We start from the raw sequence: 19630 nt of genomic DNA, 5'->3' as shown, positions 1-19630 counted from the left end.
AACTTCTGCGATCGCAATAAAAAAGCCGATAGCAGAATGCTATCGGCTTTTAACTGCAGTTAACGGCAAACCGGGTTTAAGCGGTCGGCAACTGCTGTGCAGTGGTTTCCACCAGCGCCAGCAACACTTTAATGTCTTCCAGGCTGACGGTCGGGTTCAATAACGTCATTTTCAGGCAGGTGACGCCATCAAACTCGGTAACGCCCACGTTGGCGCGGCCCGATTCCAGCAGAGCATCGCCAATCCGTTGGTTGAGCAAGGCAATCGCCGCATCGCCGCTCGCCGCCAACTGTGGCGGGAGGTAACGGAACAGGACGCTGGCCAACTGCGGCTGCATAACCAGTTCCAGCGACGGTTGATCGCCGATGTAGTGCGCAACCTGCTGCGCCAGCGTAACGCCGTGATCGATGATCTCCGCGTACTGCTTTTGCCCCAGCGCTTCCAGACCCATCCACAGTTTCAACGCATCGAAACGGCGGGTGGTTTGCAGCGATTTGGACACCAGGTTCGGCACGCCTTGCGCTTCGTCGAACTCGGAGTTCAGGTAGGCCGCCTGATAGCGCATCAGCTCATAGTGACGGGCTTCTTTCAACAAGAAGGCGCCGCAACTGATGGTTTGGAAGAATTGCTTATGGAAGTCCAACGTAATGGAATCCACCAATTCAATGCCATCCAGATAATCGCGGTATTTCTCCGACAGCAACAATGCACCGCCCCAGGCCGCATCGACATGCACCCAGATCTGGTGTTTCGCCGCCAACTGCGCGATAGCGCGCAGGGGATCGATAGCGCCGGCATCCGTGGTGCCTGCGGTCGCTACAATCGCCAGGATCTGCTCGCCATTGGCTTCGGCCTGCGTCACTTTTTCGGCTAAATCGTTCAGGTCCATACGCGCGAACCGATCGGTTTTCACCAGCGTGACGGATTGATAACCCAGACCCAGCAACGCCATGTTCTTTTGCACCGAGAAGTGGGCGTTTTCAGAACACAAGACTTTAATCTTTTTCAGGTTGCCGACCAGGCCATCCTGCTGGATAGAGTGCCCCTGGCGCGCAAAGAAGGCATCGCGCGCCAACATCAGGCCCATCAGGTTGCTCTGGGTACCGCCGCTGGTGAACACCCCGGCATCGCCAGGCTGGTAACCCACCTGGGTGCGCAACCATTCGATCAATTTCATCTCGATGATGGTGGCGGATGGGCTTTGATCCCAGGAGTCCATGCTTTGGTTGGTGGCGTTAATCAAGACCTCAGCGGCCTGGCTGACCACCAGGCTTGGGCAATGCAAATGCGCCACGCACTGCGGGTGGTGAACCGACAGGCTGTCTTTTAAAAAGTACTCAATCGCGCGTTCAATCGCGGCTTGGTTGCCCAGGCCCTGTGGATTGAAATCGAGCGTAATGCGTTCACGCAGTTCGGCAACGGTTTTGCCCTGATACATCTCAGGTTGTTGCAGCCACTGCACAACGGCCTGGGTACTTTGTGCAATCGCTTGCTGGTATGCCTCGGTGCTTTGCGCCGAGGCCGCCAGAATCGGGTTTAACTTGGACATCGCGGTCATTCACTCCACTCAGACGGGTTTGACGCCGGCCGCTAACAGGGCTTGTTCAAATTTATCCAGGAAAATACCCAACTCATCGTTGGTGATCAGCAGGGAAGGCAGCAGACGCAGTACGCAACCATTGCGGCCACCGCGCTCCAGAATCAGCCCGGCTTCAAAGCATTTTTTCTGCAGCAGTGCGGATAATTGGCCATCGGCAGGGTAGCAACCCATATGATCTTGGGCTTCGCCAGGTTTAACGATCTCAATACCAATCATCAAGCCCAGGCCACGCACGTGACCTATCACCGGGTAACGCTTTTGCAGCTCGGCCAGTTTGGCTTTTAGCCATTCGCCCTGGGTGGCCACTTTTTCGGCAATCTGGTTGTCTTTAAGGTGCTGCAGGGTGGTCAGGCCGGTCGCCATCGCCAATTGGTTGCCGCGGAAGGTACCGGTATGGTGGCCAGGTTCCCAGGCGTCAAACTGCTTCTTGATGGCCAATACGGCCAATGGCAAACCGCCGCCTACGGCTTTGGACATCACGATGATGTCCGGCTCAATGCCCGCGTGCTCAAAGGCGAAGAATTTGCCGGTACGCGCAAAGCCGGCCTGAACTTCATCGATGATCAGCAAAATGCCGTGTTCCTGAGTGACTTTGCGAATGCGCTGCAACCACTCGGCCGGGGCCGGGTTAACGCCGCCTTCACCCTGAACGGCTTCCAGAATGACGGCCGCAGGTTTACGTACGCCGCTTTCGACGTCATTGATCAGGTTTTCGAAATAGTAGGTCAATGCCTTGACGCCAGCCTCGCCGCCAATGCCCAGCGGGCAGCGGTACAGGTGCGGGTAAGGCATAAACTGGACTTCCGGCATCATGCCGTTGATGGCTTCTTTCGGTGACAGGTTACCCGTTACCGCCAGCGCGCCATGGGTCATGCCATGATAGCCGCCGGAGAAGCTGATCACGCCGGAGCGGCCAGTGTGTTTTTTTGCCAGTTTCAGTGCGGCTTCAACGGCGTCTGCGCCGGAAGGGCCGGTGAACTGCAGGCAATACTCTTTACCCTGGCCGGGTAACAAGGAGAGCAGATATTCGGAGAAACGATCTTTCAACGGCGTTGTCAGATCGAGAGTATGTAACGGCAAGCCGCTGGTAATGACATCTTGGATGCTTTTCAGCATGTCAGGGTGGTTGTGCCCAAGCGCCAAGGTTCCGGCGCCAGCCAGGCAGTCAAGATACTGATTATTCTCAACGTCTGTGATCCACACGCCCTCTGCTTTGGCAATGGCCAGTGGCAATTTGCGCGGATAACTCCTGACATTCGATTCAAATTCGGCCTGTCTCGCCAAATAGGTTTCATTGTTTCCGTTTAATGAATTCGCAACTAAAGTGTCAATACGGACTTTATCCGTCATCATATCTCTCCTACAACCGGGGGTATCAAAACGCCCTGGTTGAATTAATTGAATTTAAAAGTAAACCCGGTAAAAAATCGCGTACAATATATGGCTTTTTAGCCTGGGACTCAATAGCTTATTTCCCTTTGATTTTACTGATTTTTTTTAGCTTCAATCAATATGTTGCTGTTTTTGTGACCGTTCGTGGCTCCCCCGAGGTTGCACCTGCCGGCTAAAATGTTTGCTGGCAAACATTTAGACTCGTTTTTTGTGTGGCGATAGACTGACCGGCGGGGGCTGACTCGTCCGCCAGGCCGCGCCAGTCGCGGCCTTAAGCGGTGGCGGTACTTAAATCAATAAACATCGAATAATCGCGGCCGTATTTTATTATCATGGTGAGTATGTATTCGGATGAATACATAATTTTTATTTGAGGATCTTTGCAGGGAATTAACTCTGGTGCTATATTAAGAAGATTCGCAACCCCAATATTTCATCGACCATTCATATTTGAATTTATATTAATAAATATAAAGATCGCGCTAATAGAGTTAAACGTAAAAACATTGGCCTTCAGAGTGACTTTTATTTTTCTGCCGCATGCCGCCACGGAATAATTACGCCTTTTATTTTTCTCGAAAAAAAGAGGCGCCGCTGTTTATTGTTTTTATGTGAGGCTTCTATGAACTTAATTTATCGGGCGTTATTCTACGCCTTTGCATTGATGCTGTCCTTTTTTAGCAGTACTGCGGTTATTGCAGGCCAGCTAATATTGAAAAACACCTCTTTATCGCCCATTACTTGCACGGTTGACGGTTGGACGGTCTCTTCAGGCAGCAATTTCGATTGGTTCATTAAGGTGCAGCCGGGGCAGTCATTCTTTGTTGGGCAGAACACCAGCAGGCCGAAAGACCCGGTAATTAATTGGGCAAAGTGCAATAACTTGCAAACCCGCGCAATGACCATAACGCCCAGCGGCCCCAATCAAACGCTGGTGCTGAATGGGCAACAAACGCAAGTATTGAACGTCTCGCTTTATCCTTTTCTTCCTACGTTGCCCACGGATAACTTCGAAAATTTGGTCGCCTATATTGTGCAGACTTATCAGTCGCAGCACCCGCAGGTGTTACTCAATGCCGTGCTGAATCCGCAGGTGAACATTTACAGTTTTACCGAGTTGCCGGTCCTGCTGGGTAATGATGGATTTGACGTGATTGAGCTTGATGTCCTTTATCTGGGTTTCCTGGCGGATAATCATCTGATCAACCCCGCCCAGATTACCGGCGAAGCGCCCTGGGCCGTGGCGCTGGCGGGGGCGACTTACCAAGGCCAGTTATGGGCGATCCCCAGTTGGCTCTGCATGGACTTTTTCTACGCGTTCGATCAGGCGATTCAGCAGCAGAAAACCTTGTCGAAAATGCTGAATTATTTGAATACCCGAACATCATCAGTCGCCAAAATGGCAGGCAGCTTTAATGGCAGTTGGGCTATTCCTTCCGACTATATCAACGCTTATGTGCAGACCTATGGTTACGGTGCGTTGCAACAGGCGATGCAAATGCCGCCTGATAACGGCGTTGTCCATCAATTGGTTTCACTGTCTGATACCTGCAGCTTTAACGGGGTCAACAAGTGCACCAATAACACCTATCATAACGCCCCGAATGGCGGTGCCGAGCAGGTGTTCGCCTCCGGGCAGGCCAGTACCGACATGGGCTTTTCCGAGCAATCTTTCTACGTGAATCTCTATTCGTCGGCGCAAAAACCGCTGTATGTCGTGCCTACCCCTTGGGGAGAACACCCCCAACCGCTGTTATTTGAAGATGCTTTTGTTTCCAGCGCCGCGACGTGCAAGCCGGGCAGCCAATGTGCGGCCAATGCGCAAGCGTTCACCACGCTAATGACCGGCACTGCGATGAAAAATTATATCGTGCAGTCCAAAGATCTGCCCGCCGGTACGCCGTGGCGGACGTTGTTGGTGGCCACCCAGCAATTCTGGCAACAGCCGATCATTACCAATAACAGTTATTACCAACAGCTATCGTCGATATTTATGACGGCAAAGGCGTTTCCTAATAACTTTACGGCACAAAGCCAGGTTGCCATGGCCAATGACATTTGCAATGCCCTAAAACAGCAGCAACCTAATTTTGTTTGTAAAAGCAATAATAGCACCAGCTTGTTAGCCCCATCTCACGGCAGTTCCATCATCAACCCAGGCAACACTGATAGCAGGAGAGGTTTATGAGTATTGGACCCGTTTCCGGTAATGGCATCACCATCACCTTACCCGTAGGCAAAACGCTATTTTGGACCGCCAATGTTCAGGCATCGTACTCACAATATGTTCTGGTTCGCGACTCGACGAATCAGGTGGTTATTGAGAGCAAAGGTGCATCGACAGGCGGGCATTCGCCGACCCAAATTGGCCAGGGCTCGTTTGTTACCGCAGGCAGCGGGGTTTATACCGTTTTCATTGGCTATAACAATGGCCAGTCCTGGTCCCAGGTTATGTGGGATGAAATCGCGTTAAATATCGGCAGCCAGATTTACTCCAGTTGTTTCAATTTCATTAGTGAAGACGGCGCGGATCAGGATTTCAATGATACCTGCCTGACACTGACCTGGTTTAACAGCATTGGTTGAGGAGCAAAGACATGGCAATTGGACCCGTAAATGGCAATGGTATTGCCATCAATATTCCCTCCGGAAAAATAGTTTTTTGGTCTGCTCTGGTTCAAAGCTCGGCAAACCAGTTTATTCAGCTGAAAGACAGCAGTTCAAACGTGGTCTTCACTACGCAGGGGGCCAGCTCCAGCGGCGGCACACCCACGCAGATAGGCGAGGGGTTCTTCCAGGCTGCGGATGCCTCCGGGAATTACACCATCTGGGTCGGCACCAATAGCGGACAACGTTATTCCCAGGTGATCTGGTCGCAGGATGTGATTACCCGCGGCGCAACGGTCTATTTTGGCAAATACATTTTTGCCAGCGAAGACTATACCGACAATGATTACAACGATTCATTGCTACAGCTGCAATGGTTCCAGTACGTGGGTTAACCCCCTGACCTAAGAGCAATGCCGGCTGAGTCAACGCAGCCGGCATTTACCCTAAGAAAAAAAGTAAATCAAGGCCATAATAACAACGCAAGCAGAGCATATAAATACGTCACCAGAAAACTCCCTTAATGAAACCAAATGGTCATTGTTATTTTTATTTAATTTATCAATGGCATCTCTTTCATTTTCAGCCTCTACTTCGATATGATATTTTCTAAACCCTCTCTGCCTCATCTCTTTAATGAGGGAGTGTGTGACTGATTCTTTTGGGAGTGCTTTTGAATCATCGGATTTTATAAAAACAACATATTTACTCATGATTTCCTCCATGAAAGCGCAGGGTTTTACATTTGTGCTTTATTCCATTAATTAACGCTTGGCTCCGGACTGCCTTGGCCCAGTGATCTTTCCACAGTAATCCGATGACCTTTTTCCACTCTGTACCATCGGAAATGGCTGGGTTGTACACTATCCCTATACGACATGTTAAAAGGGGTAAATTTAATTGAATTGAGAACGTTGTCACAAAATATACAACAAATCATATCCACATCAGAAGGAATAATTAATACCAAAGGAGAGCGATCCGGTATTTGACTTATCCACCATTGGGCTGTCTTTAACGGTATTTGGCAGTGATTCGTAGCGCGCAGAGACAAAAGTATCCCAGCTTTTATTAATATGATAGCGCGCGGCCAATTCCAGGTAAGGGGTCAAACTGTCATCCGGGGTATAACTGGCCAACCCGCTTCGGCGCGATTCGCCGGCGTTGATGCCATAGTAATATTTATTTTGGTTTTTGCTGTCCCACCTAACGCCAGCCATCGGCGTGATTTCCCAGTCATTCAGGTGGATGGGGTACAGATAGGCCAGATCCCCCACCAGGCCGTTGCTATTGTTCAACACGTCAGCGGAAAGTGCCGTGCGAATGGCTCCCCAATCGGCGCGATGGGTGTACTCAAAACCGGCCATTGCCGTTGAACGGCGCTTGTTCAGCCGCTTCATTTGCTCATCGTCACTGTCGCCGGGTTTGAAATGCAACGGCGAATAATAGCCCATCACATCCAGTTGATTCTGTTCGTCTTTCCACAGGTGATAGCCTCCTTTTAACCCGTGCAGATAAAAGTCTTCACCCTCATACCCAATGAGCGGCAGTGCGGTCAGGGTATTGTCCGTATCACGATAGGGGCTGATGCCACCTCCCGCAGCCGCGCCAAGCGACCATTCCCCGGCGAACGCGCCTGAGGCATAGAAAAGAGGAAGAATCAAAAGCACGCGGCATGTCATTACGGGATAAAGGCTCATAAGGTCTACCTGAATATCAATATCCACGGAGTGTGGTACTCAGGGAATCTATAGCAACCAAGGCATAAAAAACTCATATTTCCATTTTTTTTACGCGAGCTTGATTATTTTCTTACAAAGGGGAATTCCTTACCTTAGTCGTCATTTTTCGGCTTTCATTCCCCAGGCGATTGGCGAAATAGTTTACGAGTGTCAGGTTTGTGAAAATAATGCGAAAGGCCGGGGGCTTGCTTTGAATTATTTATAGGGCGAGCAGTCAGTGGGATATCTCTTTAAATGACAGTGCCGAGAATACTATGCCGATAAAAACGGATGTTCCGCATGGTCGTGGTAAAGGTTTTCCCACATTGATAAAGCCGACGCAGTATTTATGAACACTCGAGACATGCCAATCAAGATGAAGAAATCAATTGTTGCGATGCTATTCCTTAACAGCCTGTCGGCCTATGCCGCAGACGGCTTCCTGGTGAAAGATATCCACTTTGAAGGGCTCCAGCGCGTTGCGCCAGGCGCCGCTTTGCTGAGTATGCCGGTACGCGTTGGCGATACGCTGTCTGACGAAGATATCAGCAATACTATCCGCGCGTTGTTCACCACCGGGAACTTCGACGATGTGCAGGTTCTGCGTGACGATCATGTTCTGATTATTAAAGTCAAAGAGCGGCCGACGATTGCCGGTATCTCTTTCTCCGGCAACAAAACGGTGAAAGACGACATGCTAAAGCAAAACCTTGAGTCTTCGGGCGTGCGCGTGGGCGAGGCGCTGGATCGCACCACGCTGTCTTCGATCGAGCAAGGCATGGAGGATTTTTACTACAGCGTGGGCAAATACAGTGCCCGCGTAAAAGCGGTGATCACGCCATTGCCGCGTAATCGCATCGATCTGAAGCTGGTGTTCACCGAAGGGGTGTCGGCCAAAATTCAGCAGATCAACGTGATCGGCAATCAGGCCTTTCGCACGGACGAACTGCTCGCCAGCCTGCAACTGCGCGATGACGTGCCCTGGTGGAACCTGGCGAGCGATCGCAAGTACCAGAAACAGAAGCTGGCCGGCGATCTTGAAACCTTGCGCAGTTTTTACCTCGATCGCGGTTATGCAAACTTCAAAATCGATTCAACCCAGGTGAGCCTGACCCCGGACAAAAAGGGCATTTATATCACCATCAACCTTACCGAAGGCAGCCAGTACTCGCTGTCCGGTACTTTGCTGAATGGCAATATGGCGGGGTACTTGCCGCAGATTGTGGCCTTGACGAATATCCAGCCGGGCGAGTTGTACAACGGCGCAAAAATCACGCGTATGGAAAATGACATCAAGCAGCTGCTGGGGCGTTACGGCTACGCTTTCCCGCAGGTAGGGATAGAGCCTGAAATCAATCAGAAGGACAAAACGGTAAAACTGCACGTCAATGTCGATGCCGGCAAGCGTTACTCGGTGCGCAGGATCCGTTTTGAAGGCAACGGCACGTCGAAAGATTCCGTTTTGCGGCGCGAGATGCGGCAAATGGAGGGGGCGTGGTTAGGTAACGATCGGGTAGAACAGGGCAAGCAGCGCCTGAATCGCACCGGCTTTTTTGAAACGGTGGAGACGGAAACCCAGCGAGTGCCGGGATCGCCGGATCAGGTCGATGTTGTCTATAAGGTTAAAGAGCGCAATACGGGGACCTTTAACTTTGGGCTCGGTTACGGCACGGATAGCGGGGCCAGTTTTCAAGTGGGCGTCAGCCAGGACAACTGGCTGGGCAGCGGGAATACCGTCGGTTTTAATGGCACCAAAAGCGATTCTCAGACCTATATCGAACTGTCGATGACTGACCCTTATTTTACGGTGGACGGCGTAAGTTTAGGCGGGAAGATCTCTTATAACGACTACGACGCGGAAGATGACGATCTCTCCGAATACACCATGAAAAGCCTGGGCATCGGCGGCAATCTTGGCTTCCCGATCGGCGAAAACAGCTCGCTTGGCCTTGGCCTCGACTATGCCAATACCCGCCTGAGCGGTATGGCGCCGCAGGTGGCCATGTGGCGCTACCTCAATTCGGTCAATGTAAACCCCGGCATCACCACGCAAGACAACGATAACGATGCCCGTTTCACGGCCAATGATTTCTTTACGAGCGTGGGGTGGAATTACAACACCCTTGACCGTGGTTTCTTCCCGACAGACGGGACCAGCGCCAGCCTGAACGCCAAGATTACCGTGCCGGGGTCGACCAACAGTTACTACAAGGTGACGTTCAGCGCCAATCAGTATCTGCCGTTGAGCAGCGATAATAAATGGATAGTGATGGGGCGGACCAAAGCCGGCTATGCCGATGGTTTCGGCGGCCATGAGGTGCCGTTCTACGATAACTTTAATGCCGGCGGTTCCAGTAGCGTACGGGGTTTTTCTTCCAACAGTATCGGCCCTAAAGCGGCTTATTATCATTGCAGCGGCTCGGAGAGTGCCTACAGCGACTGCCCGGTCGACAAATCCGATGATGCCGTGGGCGGTAACGCCATGGCCATTGCCAGTACCGAGTTGATATTCCCGACGCCGTTCATTAATGACCGCTATGCCAATTCATTGCGTACTTCGCTGTTTGTCGATGCGGGTACGGTCTGGGATACCCATTGGCAGAATACCTCGCAAACGCTCGCGGCAGGGATCCCGGACTACGGTGACCCGAGCGATATCCGCGTTTCGGCCGGTATTGCATTGCAATGGCAATCGCCGCTGGGGCCGTTGTCTTTCTCCTATGCGTTCCCGATCAAAAAGTACGAAGGGGACAAGGCAGAGCAATTCCAGTTCAACATCGGTAAAACCTGGTAATCCCAAGGCAAAGCCTGCAAGTTTCCTGTGGGCTTTATTTTCTGGTAATGGATTGATAATAAATAATAAAAACCAACCAACGGATGCAGGATTTTTTTGCTGACACCTTACAGCAAACTCGTGCCTTTACCGTGCTCGACATCGATTTATTTCGTGATTGCTCATCATTTATTGCAGTGTAAAGGTGATTTTGTCCGCATTATTTTTCATTGTTATTCCGTTGTTATCGGAAAGGTGACTCAACTCTCTTTTTAATTGGCTGCCGAGATCTATTTTTTCATTGTTTTAGCTAAAACCTTTCAGCTAACGTTAAGGACAGCACCATGAAAAAGTTAATTACACTTTCGGCGGTTATCTCTTTGATTTCATGCGCAGTAAACGCGCAGACCATTGTATTGACCGACACGGAAAAAGGCATTGAACAGGGCAATTGGCAGACCGACAGCCAAAAGCTGAACATCACGGGGGCAGGCTTCAGCTTACAGCAACAGGTGCTGCACGGCGGAAAACAGGAAGGCTCCAAGGTGATCACCTTAAGCAGTGCCGGCCTGACGATTGCCCTGAGCCCGACTCGCGGCATGAACATTCTGAATGTGAAGGGATCCGACGTCCGGCTGGGCTGGGACTCACCGGTAACCGAGGTGGTCAACCCGGCTTACATCAATCTGGACAGCCGCAATGGCTTAGGGTGGCTGGACGGGTTTAATGAAATGATGGTGCGCTGCGGCTTCGAATGGACCGGGCACCCTGGCGTCGACAACGGCACGCTTTACACGCTGCATGGCCGCGCCGGCAACACGCCGGCCTCCAAAGTGGTGATCGAGATCGCCGAAAAAGCCCCGTACGAAGTCCGCATTCGCGGGTTGCTGAAAGAAAATACCTTCAAGAAAAGCAACCTGGAAACCTGGACCGAACTGCGCTATATCCCCGGTACACAATCGTTTTCAATCCACGATCGCGTGACTAATCGCGCCGATTACCCACGGGATTACGAAATCATTTACCACAGCAACTTCGGCAAACCGTTACTGGAAGAAGGTGCGGTATTCAGCGCCCCGATCAAGCAAATTTCGCCTTTTAACGACTACGCCAAAGCCGGCCTGAAAGACTGGGCAACTTACCAGGGCCCGACCAAAGGTTTTGATGAAATGGTGTTCAACATCCTGCCTTATGCGGATGCGCAAGGCAAAACGCTCGCCATGCTGCACAACCGGCGCGGGGATCGCGGCGTGGCGATAGGTTTTGATACCCACCAACTGCCGCTGCTGACATTGTGGAAGAATACGGATACCGAACGCCAGGGGTACGTCACCGGCATCGAACCGGGGACCAACTATGCCTATCCGGTGAAAATCGAACGGGAACAAGGGCGTATCAAACAGCTGCAGCCTGGCCAAAGTACCGACTTCGAGCTGACCTATACCTTGCTGAAAGATGCTGAACAGGTGAAAGTGTACCAGGACAAGATCAAGACGCTGCAGGGGAGCAATCAGCCAAAACTGGTTGAGACGCCTATCGCGGTAGAGTAGTCGTCAGCAGGAACCGTACCGATCGCGGGCCAACTTTGTTGGCCCGTTTTGTTTTCTTGCGGCGCCGGTAATCGCTTAACGCTTGTGCCTGTCCGGGATAATCAAATCTCCGCGCAGCACACAGGCGCCGAGCATATCCCGGGTTTTTTCCGTCAACCAACTGACGATACGCGCCGCCATGGCGTCCATGGAATATTCGATGGACGGGATCGCCGGAATGCCCGGCAAATGCAGCGAACCGGCCAGGCTAAAGACCATGATGTCGTCCGGTACGGATTTATTGAACGCCTGTAGCTGGGTAATCACCCGCTGCGCCTCCTGCTCGTCCGCCACCAGCAGCGCGTTGAAATTGAGCGTGGTGGCGTTATTGAGCAGCACCTGTACCGCAACGGAAGAGGTGGTCGAATCCATAAACACCAGGTTGCGATTGAACGGCAAAAAGTTGTTTTCCAGCGCAAGCTTATAACCCAGCAACACCTGATCGGCACAGCCGCCGGCATCCGGCTGGATCAAGGCTATTTGGCGTCTGCCCTGGCTAATCAGATAATTGCAGGCGCTTTCGGCGGCGAAAGCGTGGTCGAACTGAATGCTGTTAGGCGTGTCGGCCTCAGCGCAATCGACCAGGATCACGTTGTCATGCGGGATGTTGAGCGGGAAACGGGCGCCGATAATCAGCACGTCGTCGCACAACCCGCAGGTGAGTTCGTCCAGCGCGTTCATCACGCCCGCTTTGGTATTGGCGAAACGCAGCAGCAGATGCTTTTGATGCTGGCTGAGCTGTTTTTCCAGCGCATAAAGATAACCTGTGGTTTGGTTAATGTTCTCCTGCGCGCAGATAACCCCGATGCAGCCTGTCGATTGGCTAAGCAATGATTGCGCTATGACGTTGGGCCGGTAATTGAGCTCTTCCGCCGCCTGCAATACCGCGAGACGGCTGGCTTCCTTAACGCCGCGCGATCCACTCAACACCCTCGAGACTGTGGCTTTTGACACCCCAGCTAAACGTGATACATCGTTGATTGTTGACATCTTTATCTCCTGACAGACCAAGCTGCAGCCTGTAAAAACCCATCCGGTAACGGCTCACATTATCGCCGCCAGCAGTATAACCGTTTTCCTTTTTTCATGGAAACCGATTTTCCACACCATGTCAAAACACCTCAAAACAAGACAAAAATATGTGATGGCAATCCAATAAAAATCCCTTGCAGTGGCTAGATTATGATGAGTATCACACTTCCACGCTCACCCGATGGAAAACGGTTTCCGTATGATATCCAATCACTCCCGCATTCAGGTTATTTACCCGTTGAGGAAGGTTGTCGATGTACAAAATCATGCTGTGCTGTTCCGCTGGGATGTCTACCAGCCTGCTGGTCAGGAAAATGGTGGAGGCGGCGAATGAAAGGGGGTTGCCGGTCGAGATCGACGCCTATGGGGTAGCCGAGTTCGATACGCAGTTTCCACGCTATCAGGTGGTGCTGCTGGGGCCGCAGGTAAAATATATGCTTAAAACACTGTCAGAAAAGGCTGCCGTCCAAGGCATACCCGTTCAGCCCATTGATCCGATGGACTACGGCATGCAGCGCGGTGAGAAGGTACTGGACTATGCTCTGTCGCTGATCGCAGCGGCGCACTAAAAAGGTGTTCCTATGAGTTCGTTATATCAGTCAATGATTGCCGTCATCGAGCAATCCATCACCCCGTTGGCCGGCCGCCTGGGGCAGCAGAAATACGTCATCGCCATCCGCGATGGTTTTACCGCCGCGTTGCCGTTTATGATTATTGGTTCGTTCATGCTGGTCTTCATCTTTCCGCCGTTCTCCGCCGATACCACGAACAGCTTTGCGCGTGGCTGGCTGGATTTTTCGCAGACTTACCGCGCGCAACTGATGTTGCCGTTCAACCTGAGTATGGGGGTGATGACTTTCTTCATCTCCGTGGGGATTGGTGCCAGCCTCGGGCGGCAGTTTAATCTCGATCCTGTAATGTCCGGCTTGCTGGCATTTATGGCCTTTTTGCTGGTGGCGGCCCCTTATGCCGACGGCAAAATATCCACCCAGTATCTCTCCGGGCAAGGGATTTTCACCGCCCTGATCACCGCCATTTACTCAACCCGCGTTTACGCCTGGCTCAAGCAGAACAACGTCACTATTCGGTTGCCGAAAGAGGTGCCTACCGGGGTGGCGCGTTCGTTTGAGATCCTGATCCCGGTCCTGGTGGTGATTGGTACGTTGCATCCGCTGAATCTGTTTATCGAAGCGCAAACCGGCATGATCCTGCCGCAGGCGATTATGCATCTGCTGGAACCGCTGGTGTCCGCTTCGGATTCGCTGCCTGCCATTTTGCTGTCGGTATTGCTGTGCCAGATTTTCTGGTTCGCCGGTATCCACGGTGCGCTGATCGTCACCGGCATCATGAACCCGTTCTGGATGGCGAACTTGTCGGTCAATCAGGCGGCGCTGGCGGCGGGGACGGCATTGCCACACGTTTATTTGCAAGGTTTCTGGGATCACTATCTGCTGATTGGCGGCGTCGGCTCGACCTTACCGCTGGCTTTCCTGCTGTTGCGCAGCCGCGTTGCGCACCTGCGCACCATCGGCAAAATGGGCGTGGTGCCGAGCTTCTTTAACATCAATGAACCGATCCTGTTTGGTGCGCCGATCATCATGAACCCGATGTTGTTCATTCCGTTCGTCTGCGTTCCCATGGTCAACGCCGTACTGGCCTATACCGCGACGCGTTTGGGATGGCTGGCGCAGGTGGTATCGCTCACGCCGTGGACCACGCCGGCGCCCATCGGCGCCTCTTGGGCGGCAAACTGGGCGTTCAGCCCGGTAGTGATGTGCGTTATCTGTATGGTGATGTCCGCCCTGATGTACTTGCCGTTCCTGCGTGCCTACGAGCGCTCTTTAATGAAAACCGAAGAGCAAAAAGCGCAGAGCGGTGCACCGCTGGCCGGAACTGTCAGCAACAACTGATATTTATGGAGAACCGAAGCATGAAATACGTATTTCCCGAAGACTTCTGGTGGGGCAGCGCCAGCTCTGCGCTGCAAACCGAAGGGGACAGCCGACAGGGCGGTAAAAGCCCGACAATTTGGGACACCTGGTACGCCAATCAACCCTGGCGCTTTCATCAGCAGGTGGGCCCGCAGGAGACGTCGACCTTTTACCGGAACTGGCGTCAGGATATCGCGCTGCTGAAACAGCTCAACCATAACAGTTTTCGTACCTCTTTGAGTTGGTCGCGGTTGATCCCGGACGGAACGGGCGAGGTGAATCCGCAAGCGGTGGCGTTTTATAACAACGTGATTGATGAGCTGCTGGCGCAGGGCATCAAGCCGTTTATTACACTGTTTCACTTCGATATGCCGATGGCGATGCAGGAGAAGGGCGGCTGGGAAAACCGTGACGTGGTCGCGGCCTTTAGCCGCTATGCGCAGATCTGCTTTGAGCTGTTTGGCGACCGGGTGATGCATTGGTTCACCTTCAACGAGCCGATTGTGCCGGTCGAAGGCGGCTATTTGTATGATTTCCACTATCCCAACGTGGTCGACTTTAAGCGGGCGGCGACGGTGGCATACCACACGGTGCTGGCGCATGCGTCGGCGGTGCGGGCGTTTCGCGCCGGGCTTTACGCCGGAGAGATCGGTATCGTGCTGAACCTGACGCCGTCTTACCCGCGTTCGCAAAATCCGGCGGATGTGAGTGCCGCGCACCATGCCGACTTGCTGTTTAACCGCAGTTTCCTCGATCCGGTGCTGCGTGGCGAATATCCGGCCGATCTGGTGGCATTGCTGAAAACCTGGGATCAGCTTCCGGCCTGCCAGCCCGGCGATCGGGCGCTGATCGCCGAAGGAAAGATTGACCTGCTCGGCGTTAACTATTACCAGCCGCGCCGCGTGAAATGCCGTGACAGCGCCGTAAACCCGCTGGCGCCCTTTATGCCTGAATGGTTATTCGAAAACTATGAAATGCCCGGCAGAAAAATGAACCCTTATCGCGGCTGGGAAATTTACGAACCGGGTATTTATGACATTCTGACCAATTTGCGCGTTAACTATGACAATCCGCGCTGTTTTATTTCCGAAAACGGCATGGGGGTGGAAAACGAACAACGCTTTATTGAAAACGGACAAATCAACGATCATTATCGTATTGAATTTGTTTCCGAACACCTTAAATGGCTGCATAAAGGCATTAGCGAAGGCAGTAATTGCCTCGGCTATCACATGTGGACGTTTATTGATAACTGGTCATGGTGCAACGGATATAAAAATCGCTACGGTCTGGTGCAATTGGATTTGGCCAGCCAGCAACGCACCGTCAAGAAAAGCGGAGAGTGGTTTGCCGCTACCGCCGCAGACAATGGGTTTAACGAACGGGAGACAAATGATGATTGAATTGGAAGAGGCGGTCATGGAGATTATCGTCAACGCCGGCCAGTCGCGCAGCCTGTGCTTTGAGGCATTGCGCGCCGCGCGGGAAGGCAACATCGGCGAAGCCAAAGCGCTGCTGCAGCAGGCCGATGGCTTTTCGCGCCAGGCGCATCAGATGCAAACCAAACTGATCGAACAGGATGCCGGTGAAGCCCGGCAGCCAATGACCTTAATTATGGTACACGCACAGGATCATTTAATGACGTCTTTACTGGCGCGTGAATTATCGGAAGAGATCATTCATCTTTACCAACGCTAATAACACGTTGTTCATTCCAATAAGGGGGAATAATCACGAAAATAATTTAACTGTTCTGTACCATACAAATAATAAAGAATCAGCTTGTTTTGGTGATAGCACGGTTGTTTTTTAAACCAGAACAGGATGGCTGTTATCTAAAAATAAACCAGCCCACACATTATCATTAAAGCTGCCTTCAGGCGGCTTATAAGATCACGTGTGTACAATTGAGATAACCATGAAAATATATAATAAATTGCCAATGGCGCTGGCGGTAATGGCCGCGCTTTGCTCTGGATCCGTACTCGCTCAAGAATTTACCCAAGAACAAATCGATGCCATCGTGGCAAAAGCGGTAGATAAAGCCCTGGCGCAACGGCAGGCGAAAATAGATGCCGCCGTAAACAAAAAGGCCGATGTGATTACCGAGCCGCAAAGCACCGCCCAGTCGCCGGATATGGCGATCCCGTTTGGCGTCAAATTTTCCGGTTACGCCCGCTATGGTGCGCAGTTCCAGGGCGGCGATCAGAAATTCGTCGGCGTTGACGGTTCCTACAACGGCGCGTCCGCGTTGGGCCGTTTGGGCAACGAAGGCAATGGCGGCGAATTCCAGCTTTCCAAAGCGTTCAAAGGCGATAACGGCGCTATCTGGGATGTCAATGTGATGTTCGACCACTGGGGCGACGAGGTGAACCTCAAGAAAGCCTACGCCGGCGTCACCAATATTCTGGCCTCCAATCCGAATGCCTATCTGTGGGCCGGCCGCGATTTTCACCAGCGCCCGCAACAGGGCATCAACGACTATTTCTGGATGAATCACGATGGTCAGGGCGCCGGGGTGAAGAACTTTGATATCGGCGGCGTGCAGTTTGACGTCGCCGCCGTCGCTGCCGTGGAATCTTGCGATCCGAGAGTGGCGGAGGACGAAGCCAACCCGTCGCGTATCACTTGTACCGGTGGCTCAGGCACCGGCGATAAAGGCAACTACGCGCTGACCTCAAAAATTCACGGCATGAAGGTTGGCCCGTTGGATTTGGAACTTTACGCCAACTACGGCTTTGACTCGAAAGCCGTGGAAAGCGATGACCGTCTTAAGGCCTGGCAGGGTGGCGTGGTGCTGAGCCATACCGGCGACAAAGGCGTGAATAAGGTCATCGCCCGTTACTCCAACAATGCGGATAACAGCGTCTACAACAAAACGGACGAGTTGACGGCGGTCTACGCCAGCTTCGAGGGGAACTACAAGTTTACCCAGCAGGCGCAGGTGGAATACCTGCTCGCTTTCCATGATTACTCCAACGATGCCGACGGCGCTGATAATCGCCGCAACTACGGTGCGATTGTGCGGCCGATGTATTGGTGGAACGACGTGCATTCAACCTGGCTGGAGGCGGGCTACCAACGGGTTGACTACGATCAGGGCGGCGATAACCACGGCTGGAAACTCACGCTGTCGCAGAATATTTCGATTGCGATGGGGCCGGAGTTCCGCCCTATGTTGCGCTTCTACGTCACCGGCGGTGACGTGGATAACAAACATACCGCACGCGTGAATGGCACCGACGACGATACCCAACTGGATTCGTTCAACGTTGGCGCAATGTGGGAAGCCTGGTTCTGATAACCGACCCGCGGGGTGGCTGCAGAGGTAGCCACCCGTTGCCTTTTCTATTTGTTGTCGGTGAGCAGCAAGTTTCGTTGAATGAAATCGTCAATGTCTTCTTCCGCTTGTTTCAACGCTTGCGCAGAAGGCAGGGTAAAAAGATGTTCACCGTAACCAAACAGCATGGCGTCCAGTTGCCGCGCTACGCGTTGCGGATCAACGTGGCGAAACGTTTTTTCCTCGATGCCTGATTCGATGATATGAGTCAGCACCTGATGCCACTCGGCTAAAAAAGACTGCATCAGATCCGAATAGGCTTCGTTATGTGTGGAGAGCAGCCATAAGGAACCATACAGCTTCCTGGTAGGGTCCGGCGTTTCGGATATCATGCCATCAATAAATTCTTGCAGTTTCTGAGCGGCGGGTAAGGGCGCAATGAGAGTGCGAAATTCTTCCAGTTCGCGGTGCATGAAGTTTGTTAAGGCTTCGAGGCACAGGGATTGCCAGTCTTTAAAATAGTGATAAATATGACTGCGAGAGATGCCTACGTACTCGGTAAGCTCGCGCGTGGTGACTTTCTCAATGCCTTTTTCTATAAACAGTTCTACAACGCCATGCAGAATTTTGTCTCTCATCAGCTCAGACTTGCCTTTCATCTCTTTCCTCCCATTGACTTTGAGCAACTGCTCAAATAGCATGACTTCATTGTTTTGAGCAATCGCTCTAATTTTAATTTTAACAGAAACAACCACAATGAACAGTCAAAACATTACGGCACCGCCCGTGGCTGGCAGCGCGTCCAACACGTTGAAATCACTCGCAAGGCGCCATCGAAAAAAGTTGTTCTTTACCTTCCTGCTGGTGGTCGCGGAGAACGTCACGTATCTGCTGTATCCGATGCTGGCCGGCATTTCCATTAATGCCATTTTGTCGGGGCAGATGTTAAACGCGATGCTGTATGGCGTGATGATCTTATTCATGTGGTGCCTTGGCGCTGCACGCCGAAGCGTGGATACACGCACCTTTGCCAGAATTTATGCCGCGTTGGCGGTATCTGTGGTCATGACGCAACGCAAAAACAGGCTCAACCCTTCAACCGTGGCCGCGCGCGTAGCCTTATCGAGAGAGTTCGTCGATTTCTTCGAGTTGCATTTGCCTACGCTCATCACGTCGCTGGCCGCCATGCTGGGGGCCGCGGTGATGTTGCTGGTCATTGAATTCTGGGCGGGTGTCGCTTGTCTGGTCATACTGGCCTTTCTGGCCTGTTTCCTTTCCCGTTATGCCCATAAAAACGAAGCGCTGTACAACAAGCTTAATAACCGCCTTGAAAAAGAGGTGGATTTCGTTAATAAGGCCACCGTGCTTTCCCTCGAGAGGCATTATTTGACGCTTGCCAAATTGCGCATACGGCTCTCCGATCGCGAAGCGTTGGGGTATTTGTCGATTGGTGCGCTGGTTGCCCTGCTGTTTAGCCTGACCATTGCATGGATGACTCAGTCGGCGGGCATCACTGCCGGCCATATTTACTCGGTAATGACGTATATGTGGATGTTTGCCACAAGCCTTGATGACGGCCCGCAGCTATTGGAAAAATACTCAGAGCTTAAAGACATTGGTAAGCGGGTGAACACCGAGACCGGAGAGGGAGGTTAGCGCTTTTCGGTTTTTTAACTATGCATGAAGAATGTATGCCGGGCCTCTA

General features: G+C 52.2%; 18 protein-coding genes. 11 read left to right on the top strand and 7 right to left on the bottom strand.

Going from position 1 to position 19630, the window contains the following annotated elements; genetic code table 11:
• Positions 1-76 precede the first annotated feature (76 nt).
• The 3 genes from SPL01S_RS06305 to SPL01S_RS25655 form a co-directional block, all read right to left on the bottom strand.
• Positions 77-1549: a pyridoxal phosphate-dependent decarboxylase family protein gene (locus tag SPL01S_RS06305; protein WP_062871343.1), complete on the bottom strand. Its 1473-nt coding sequence runs from the start codon at positions 1547-1549 to the stop codon at positions 77-79.
• An 18-nt stretch (positions 1550-1567) separates the two neighbouring features.
• Positions 1568-2953, bottom strand: coding sequence for a diaminobutyrate--2-oxoglutarate transaminase (locus tag SPL01S_RS06300; RefSeq protein ID WP_174523948.1), 1386 nt, complete (start codon positions 2951-2953; stop codon positions 1568-1570).
• A 687-nt stretch (positions 2954-3640) separates the two neighbouring features.
• Complete coding sequence (locus SPL01S_RS25655; RefSeq protein ID WP_232246947.1) at positions 3641-3898, bottom strand: hypothetical protein; 258 nt, start codon at positions 3896-3898, stop codon at positions 3641-3643.
• Here SPL01S_RS25655 and SPL01S_RS06295 point away from each other — a divergent pair.
• Genes SPL01S_RS06295 through SPL01S_RS06285 form a run of 3 tightly spaced genes read left to right on the top strand, consistent with a single transcriptional unit; the run spans position 3891 to position 5994 of the window.
• Positions 3891-5180: a type 2 periplasmic-binding domain-containing protein gene (locus SPL01S_RS06295; RefSeq protein ID WP_232246840.1), complete on the top strand. Its 1290-nt coding sequence runs from the start codon at positions 3891-3893 to the stop codon at positions 5178-5180. The genes SPL01S_RS25655 and SPL01S_RS06295 overlap by 8 nt on opposite strands.
• On the top strand, positions 5177-5578 hold the full coding sequence (locus SPL01S_RS06290; RefSeq protein WP_004944514.1) for a fucose-binding lectin II: 402 nt from the start codon (positions 5177-5179) through the stop codon (positions 5576-5578). The genes SPL01S_RS06295 and SPL01S_RS06290 overlap by 4 nt, the downstream gene beginning before the upstream one ends.
• An 11-nt stretch (positions 5579-5589) precedes the next feature.
• A complete protein-coding gene (locus SPL01S_RS06285) occupies positions 5590-5994 on the top strand; it encodes a fucose-binding lectin II (RefSeq protein WP_063198281.1) in 405 nt (134 codons plus the stop codon).
• A 51-nt stretch (positions 5995-6045) separates the two neighbouring features.
• On the opposite strand, the gene SPL01S_RS06280 is transcribed toward SPL01S_RS06285, so the two are convergent.
• Both SPL01S_RS06280 and SPL01S_RS06275 read right to left on the bottom strand, forming a co-directional pair.
• A complete protein-coding gene (locus SPL01S_RS06280) occupies positions 6046-6312 on the bottom strand; it encodes a hypothetical protein (protein ID WP_063198359.1) in 267 nt (88 codons plus the stop codon).
• A gap of 234 nt (positions 6313-6546) precedes the next feature.
• Positions 6547-7299, bottom strand: coding sequence for a MipA/OmpV family protein (locus SPL01S_RS06275; protein WP_081113145.1), 753 nt, complete (start codon positions 7297-7299; stop codon positions 6547-6549).
• Positions 7300-7696: 397 nt separating this feature from the next.
• Here SPL01S_RS06275 and bamA point away from each other — a divergent pair, with 397 nt between their 5' ends.
• Together bamA and SPL01S_RS06265 are read left to right on the top strand one after the other, a co-directional pair.
• Positions 7697-10114, top strand: coding sequence for an outer membrane protein assembly factor BamA (bamA, locus tag SPL01S_RS06270; protein ID WP_506344859.1), 2418 nt, complete (start codon positions 7697-7699; stop codon positions 10112-10114).
• A gap of 323 nt (positions 10115-10437) precedes the next feature.
• The gene (locus SPL01S_RS06265) at positions 10438-11643 is read left to right on the top strand and encodes an aldose 1-epimerase family protein (RefSeq protein WP_004944527.1); all 1206 of its coding nucleotides are present in this window, start codon (positions 10438-10440) and stop codon (positions 11641-11643) included.
• A gap of 75 nt (positions 11644-11718) precedes the next feature.
• Here SPL01S_RS06265 and SPL01S_RS06260 read toward each other — a convergent pair whose 3' ends face one another.
• The gene (locus tag SPL01S_RS06260) at positions 11719-12672 is read right to left on the bottom strand and encodes a LacI family DNA-binding transcriptional regulator (RefSeq protein ID WP_062870830.1); all 954 of its coding nucleotides are present in this window, start codon (positions 12670-12672) and stop codon (positions 11719-11721) included.
• Between the two features lie 296 nt (positions 12673-12968).
• Between SPL01S_RS06260 and SPL01S_RS06255 the strand changes: the two genes are divergently transcribed.
• The 5 genes from SPL01S_RS06255 to SPL01S_RS06235 all read left to right on the top strand — a co-directional run bounded on the left by SPL01S_RS06255 (position 12969) and on the right by SPL01S_RS06235 (position 17946).
• Complete coding sequence (locus SPL01S_RS06255) at positions 12969-13283, top strand: PTS sugar transporter subunit IIB (protein ID WP_004944534.1); 315 nt, start codon at positions 12969-12971, stop codon at positions 13281-13283.
• A 12-nt stretch (positions 13284-13295) separates the two neighbouring features.
• A complete protein-coding gene (locus SPL01S_RS06250) occupies positions 13296-14624 on the top strand; it encodes a PTS sugar transporter subunit IIC (protein ID WP_062870831.1) in 1329 nt (442 codons plus the stop codon).
• A gap of 20 nt (positions 14625-14644) precedes the next feature.
• Positions 14645-16048, top strand: a complete 1404-nt coding sequence (gene gmuD, locus SPL01S_RS06245) for a 6-phospho-beta-glucosidase GmuD (RefSeq protein WP_063198278.1) — start codon at positions 14645-14647, stop codon at positions 16046-16048.
• Positions 16041-16343 carry a PTS lactose/cellobiose transporter subunit IIA gene (locus tag SPL01S_RS06240; protein ID WP_013812924.1) on the top strand — a complete coding sequence of 101 codons (303 nt, stop codon included), beginning with the start codon at positions 16041-16043 and terminating at the stop codon, positions 16341-16343. Before gmuD ends, SPL01S_RS06240 begins: the two co-directional genes overlap by 8 nt.
• Positions 16344-16563: 220 nt before the next feature.
• Positions 16564-17946, top strand: coding sequence for a carbohydrate porin (locus SPL01S_RS06235; protein WP_063198276.1), 1383 nt, complete (start codon positions 16564-16566; stop codon positions 17944-17946).
• Between the two features lie 47 nt (positions 17947-17993).
• Here the strand turns inward: SPL01S_RS06235 and SPL01S_RS06230 are convergent, their stop codons facing one another.
• On the bottom strand, positions 17994-18584 hold the full coding sequence (locus SPL01S_RS06230; protein WP_062870834.1) for a TetR/AcrR family transcriptional regulator: 591 nt from the start codon (positions 18582-18584) through the stop codon (positions 17994-17996).
• 97 nt (positions 18585-18681) lie between these two features.
• Here SPL01S_RS06230 and SPL01S_RS06225 point away from each other — a divergent pair, with 97 nt between their 5' ends.
• Positions 18682-19581: an ABC transporter six-transmembrane domain-containing protein gene (locus SPL01S_RS06225; protein WP_062870835.1), complete on the top strand. Its 900-nt coding sequence runs from the start codon at positions 18682-18684 to the stop codon at positions 19579-19581.
• Positions 19582-19630 lie beyond the last annotated feature (49 nt).

Source organism: Serratia plymuthica NBRC 102599, from assembly GCF_001590925.1.
Lineage (GTDB): Bacteria > Pseudomonadota > Gammaproteobacteria > Enterobacterales > Enterobacteriaceae > Serratia > Serratia plymuthica.
The sequence above is the reverse complement of the archived record's forward strand: the minus strand, read 5'-3'. Positions and strand labels throughout refer to the sequence as shown.

Excerpts from the sequence above, each read along its gene's own strand:
- SPL01S_RS06285 (WP_063198281.1), top strand. The coding sequence starts at position 5,590 with ATGGCAATTGGACCCGTAAATGGCAATGGTATTGCCATCAATATTCCC.
- SPL01S_RS06305 (WP_062871343.1), bottom strand. The coding sequence starts at position 1,549 with ATGTCCAAGTTAAACCCGATTCTGGCGGCCTCGGCGCAAAGCACCGAG.
- bamA (WP_506344859.1), top strand. The coding sequence starts at position 7,697 with ATGAAGAAATCAATTGTTGCGATGCTATTCCTTAACAGCCTGTCGGCC.
- SPL01S_RS06265 (WP_004944527.1), top strand. The coding sequence starts at position 10,438 with ATGAAAAAGTTAATTACACTTTCGGCGGTTATCTCTTTGATTTCATGC.
- SPL01S_RS06295 (WP_232246840.1), top strand. The coding sequence starts at position 3,891 with ATGACCATAACGCCCAGCGGCCCCAATCAAACGCTGGTGCTGAATGGG.
- SPL01S_RS25655 (WP_232246947.1), bottom strand. The coding sequence starts at position 3,898 with ATGGTCATTGCGCGGGTTTGCAAGTTATTGCACTTTGCCCAATTAATT.
- SPL01S_RS06275 (WP_081113145.1), bottom strand. The coding sequence starts at position 7,299 with ATGAGCCTTTATCCCGTAATGACATGCCGCGTGCTTTTGATTCTTCCT.
- SPL01S_RS06225 (WP_062870835.1), top strand. The coding sequence starts at position 18,682 with ATGAACAGTCAAAACATTACGGCACCGCCCGTGGCTGGCAGCGCGTCC.
- SPL01S_RS06230 (WP_062870834.1), bottom strand. The coding sequence starts at position 18,584 with ATGAAAGGCAAGTCTGAGCTGATGAGAGACAAAATTCTGCATGGCGTT.
- SPL01S_RS06290 (WP_004944514.1), top strand. The coding sequence starts at position 5,177 with ATGAGTATTGGACCCGTTTCCGGTAATGGCATCACCATCACCTTACCC.
- SPL01S_RS06300 (WP_174523948.1), bottom strand. The coding sequence starts at position 2,953 with ATGATGACGGATAAAGTCCGTATTGACACTTTAGTTGCGAATTCATTA.
- SPL01S_RS06235 (WP_063198276.1), top strand. The coding sequence starts at position 16,564 with ATGAAAATATATAATAAATTGCCAATGGCGCTGGCGGTAATGGCCGCG.
- SPL01S_RS06260 (WP_062870830.1), bottom strand. The coding sequence starts at position 12,672 with ATGTCAACAATCAACGATGTATCACGTTTAGCTGGGGTGTCAAAAGCC.
- SPL01S_RS06255 (WP_004944534.1), top strand. The coding sequence starts at position 12,969 with ATGTACAAAATCATGCTGTGCTGTTCCGCTGGGATGTCTACCAGCCTG.
- SPL01S_RS06280 (WP_063198359.1), bottom strand. The coding sequence starts at position 6,312 with ATGAGTAAATATGTTGTTTTTATAAAATCCGATGATTCAAAAGCACTC.
- SPL01S_RS06250 (WP_062870831.1), top strand. The coding sequence starts at position 13,296 with ATGAGTTCGTTATATCAGTCAATGATTGCCGTCATCGAGCAATCCATC.
- gmuD (WP_063198278.1), top strand. The coding sequence starts at position 14,645 with ATGAAATACGTATTTCCCGAAGACTTCTGGTGGGGCAGCGCCAGCTCT.
- SPL01S_RS06240 (WP_013812924.1), top strand. The coding sequence starts at position 16,041 with ATGATTGAATTGGAAGAGGCGGTCATGGAGATTATCGTCAACGCCGGC.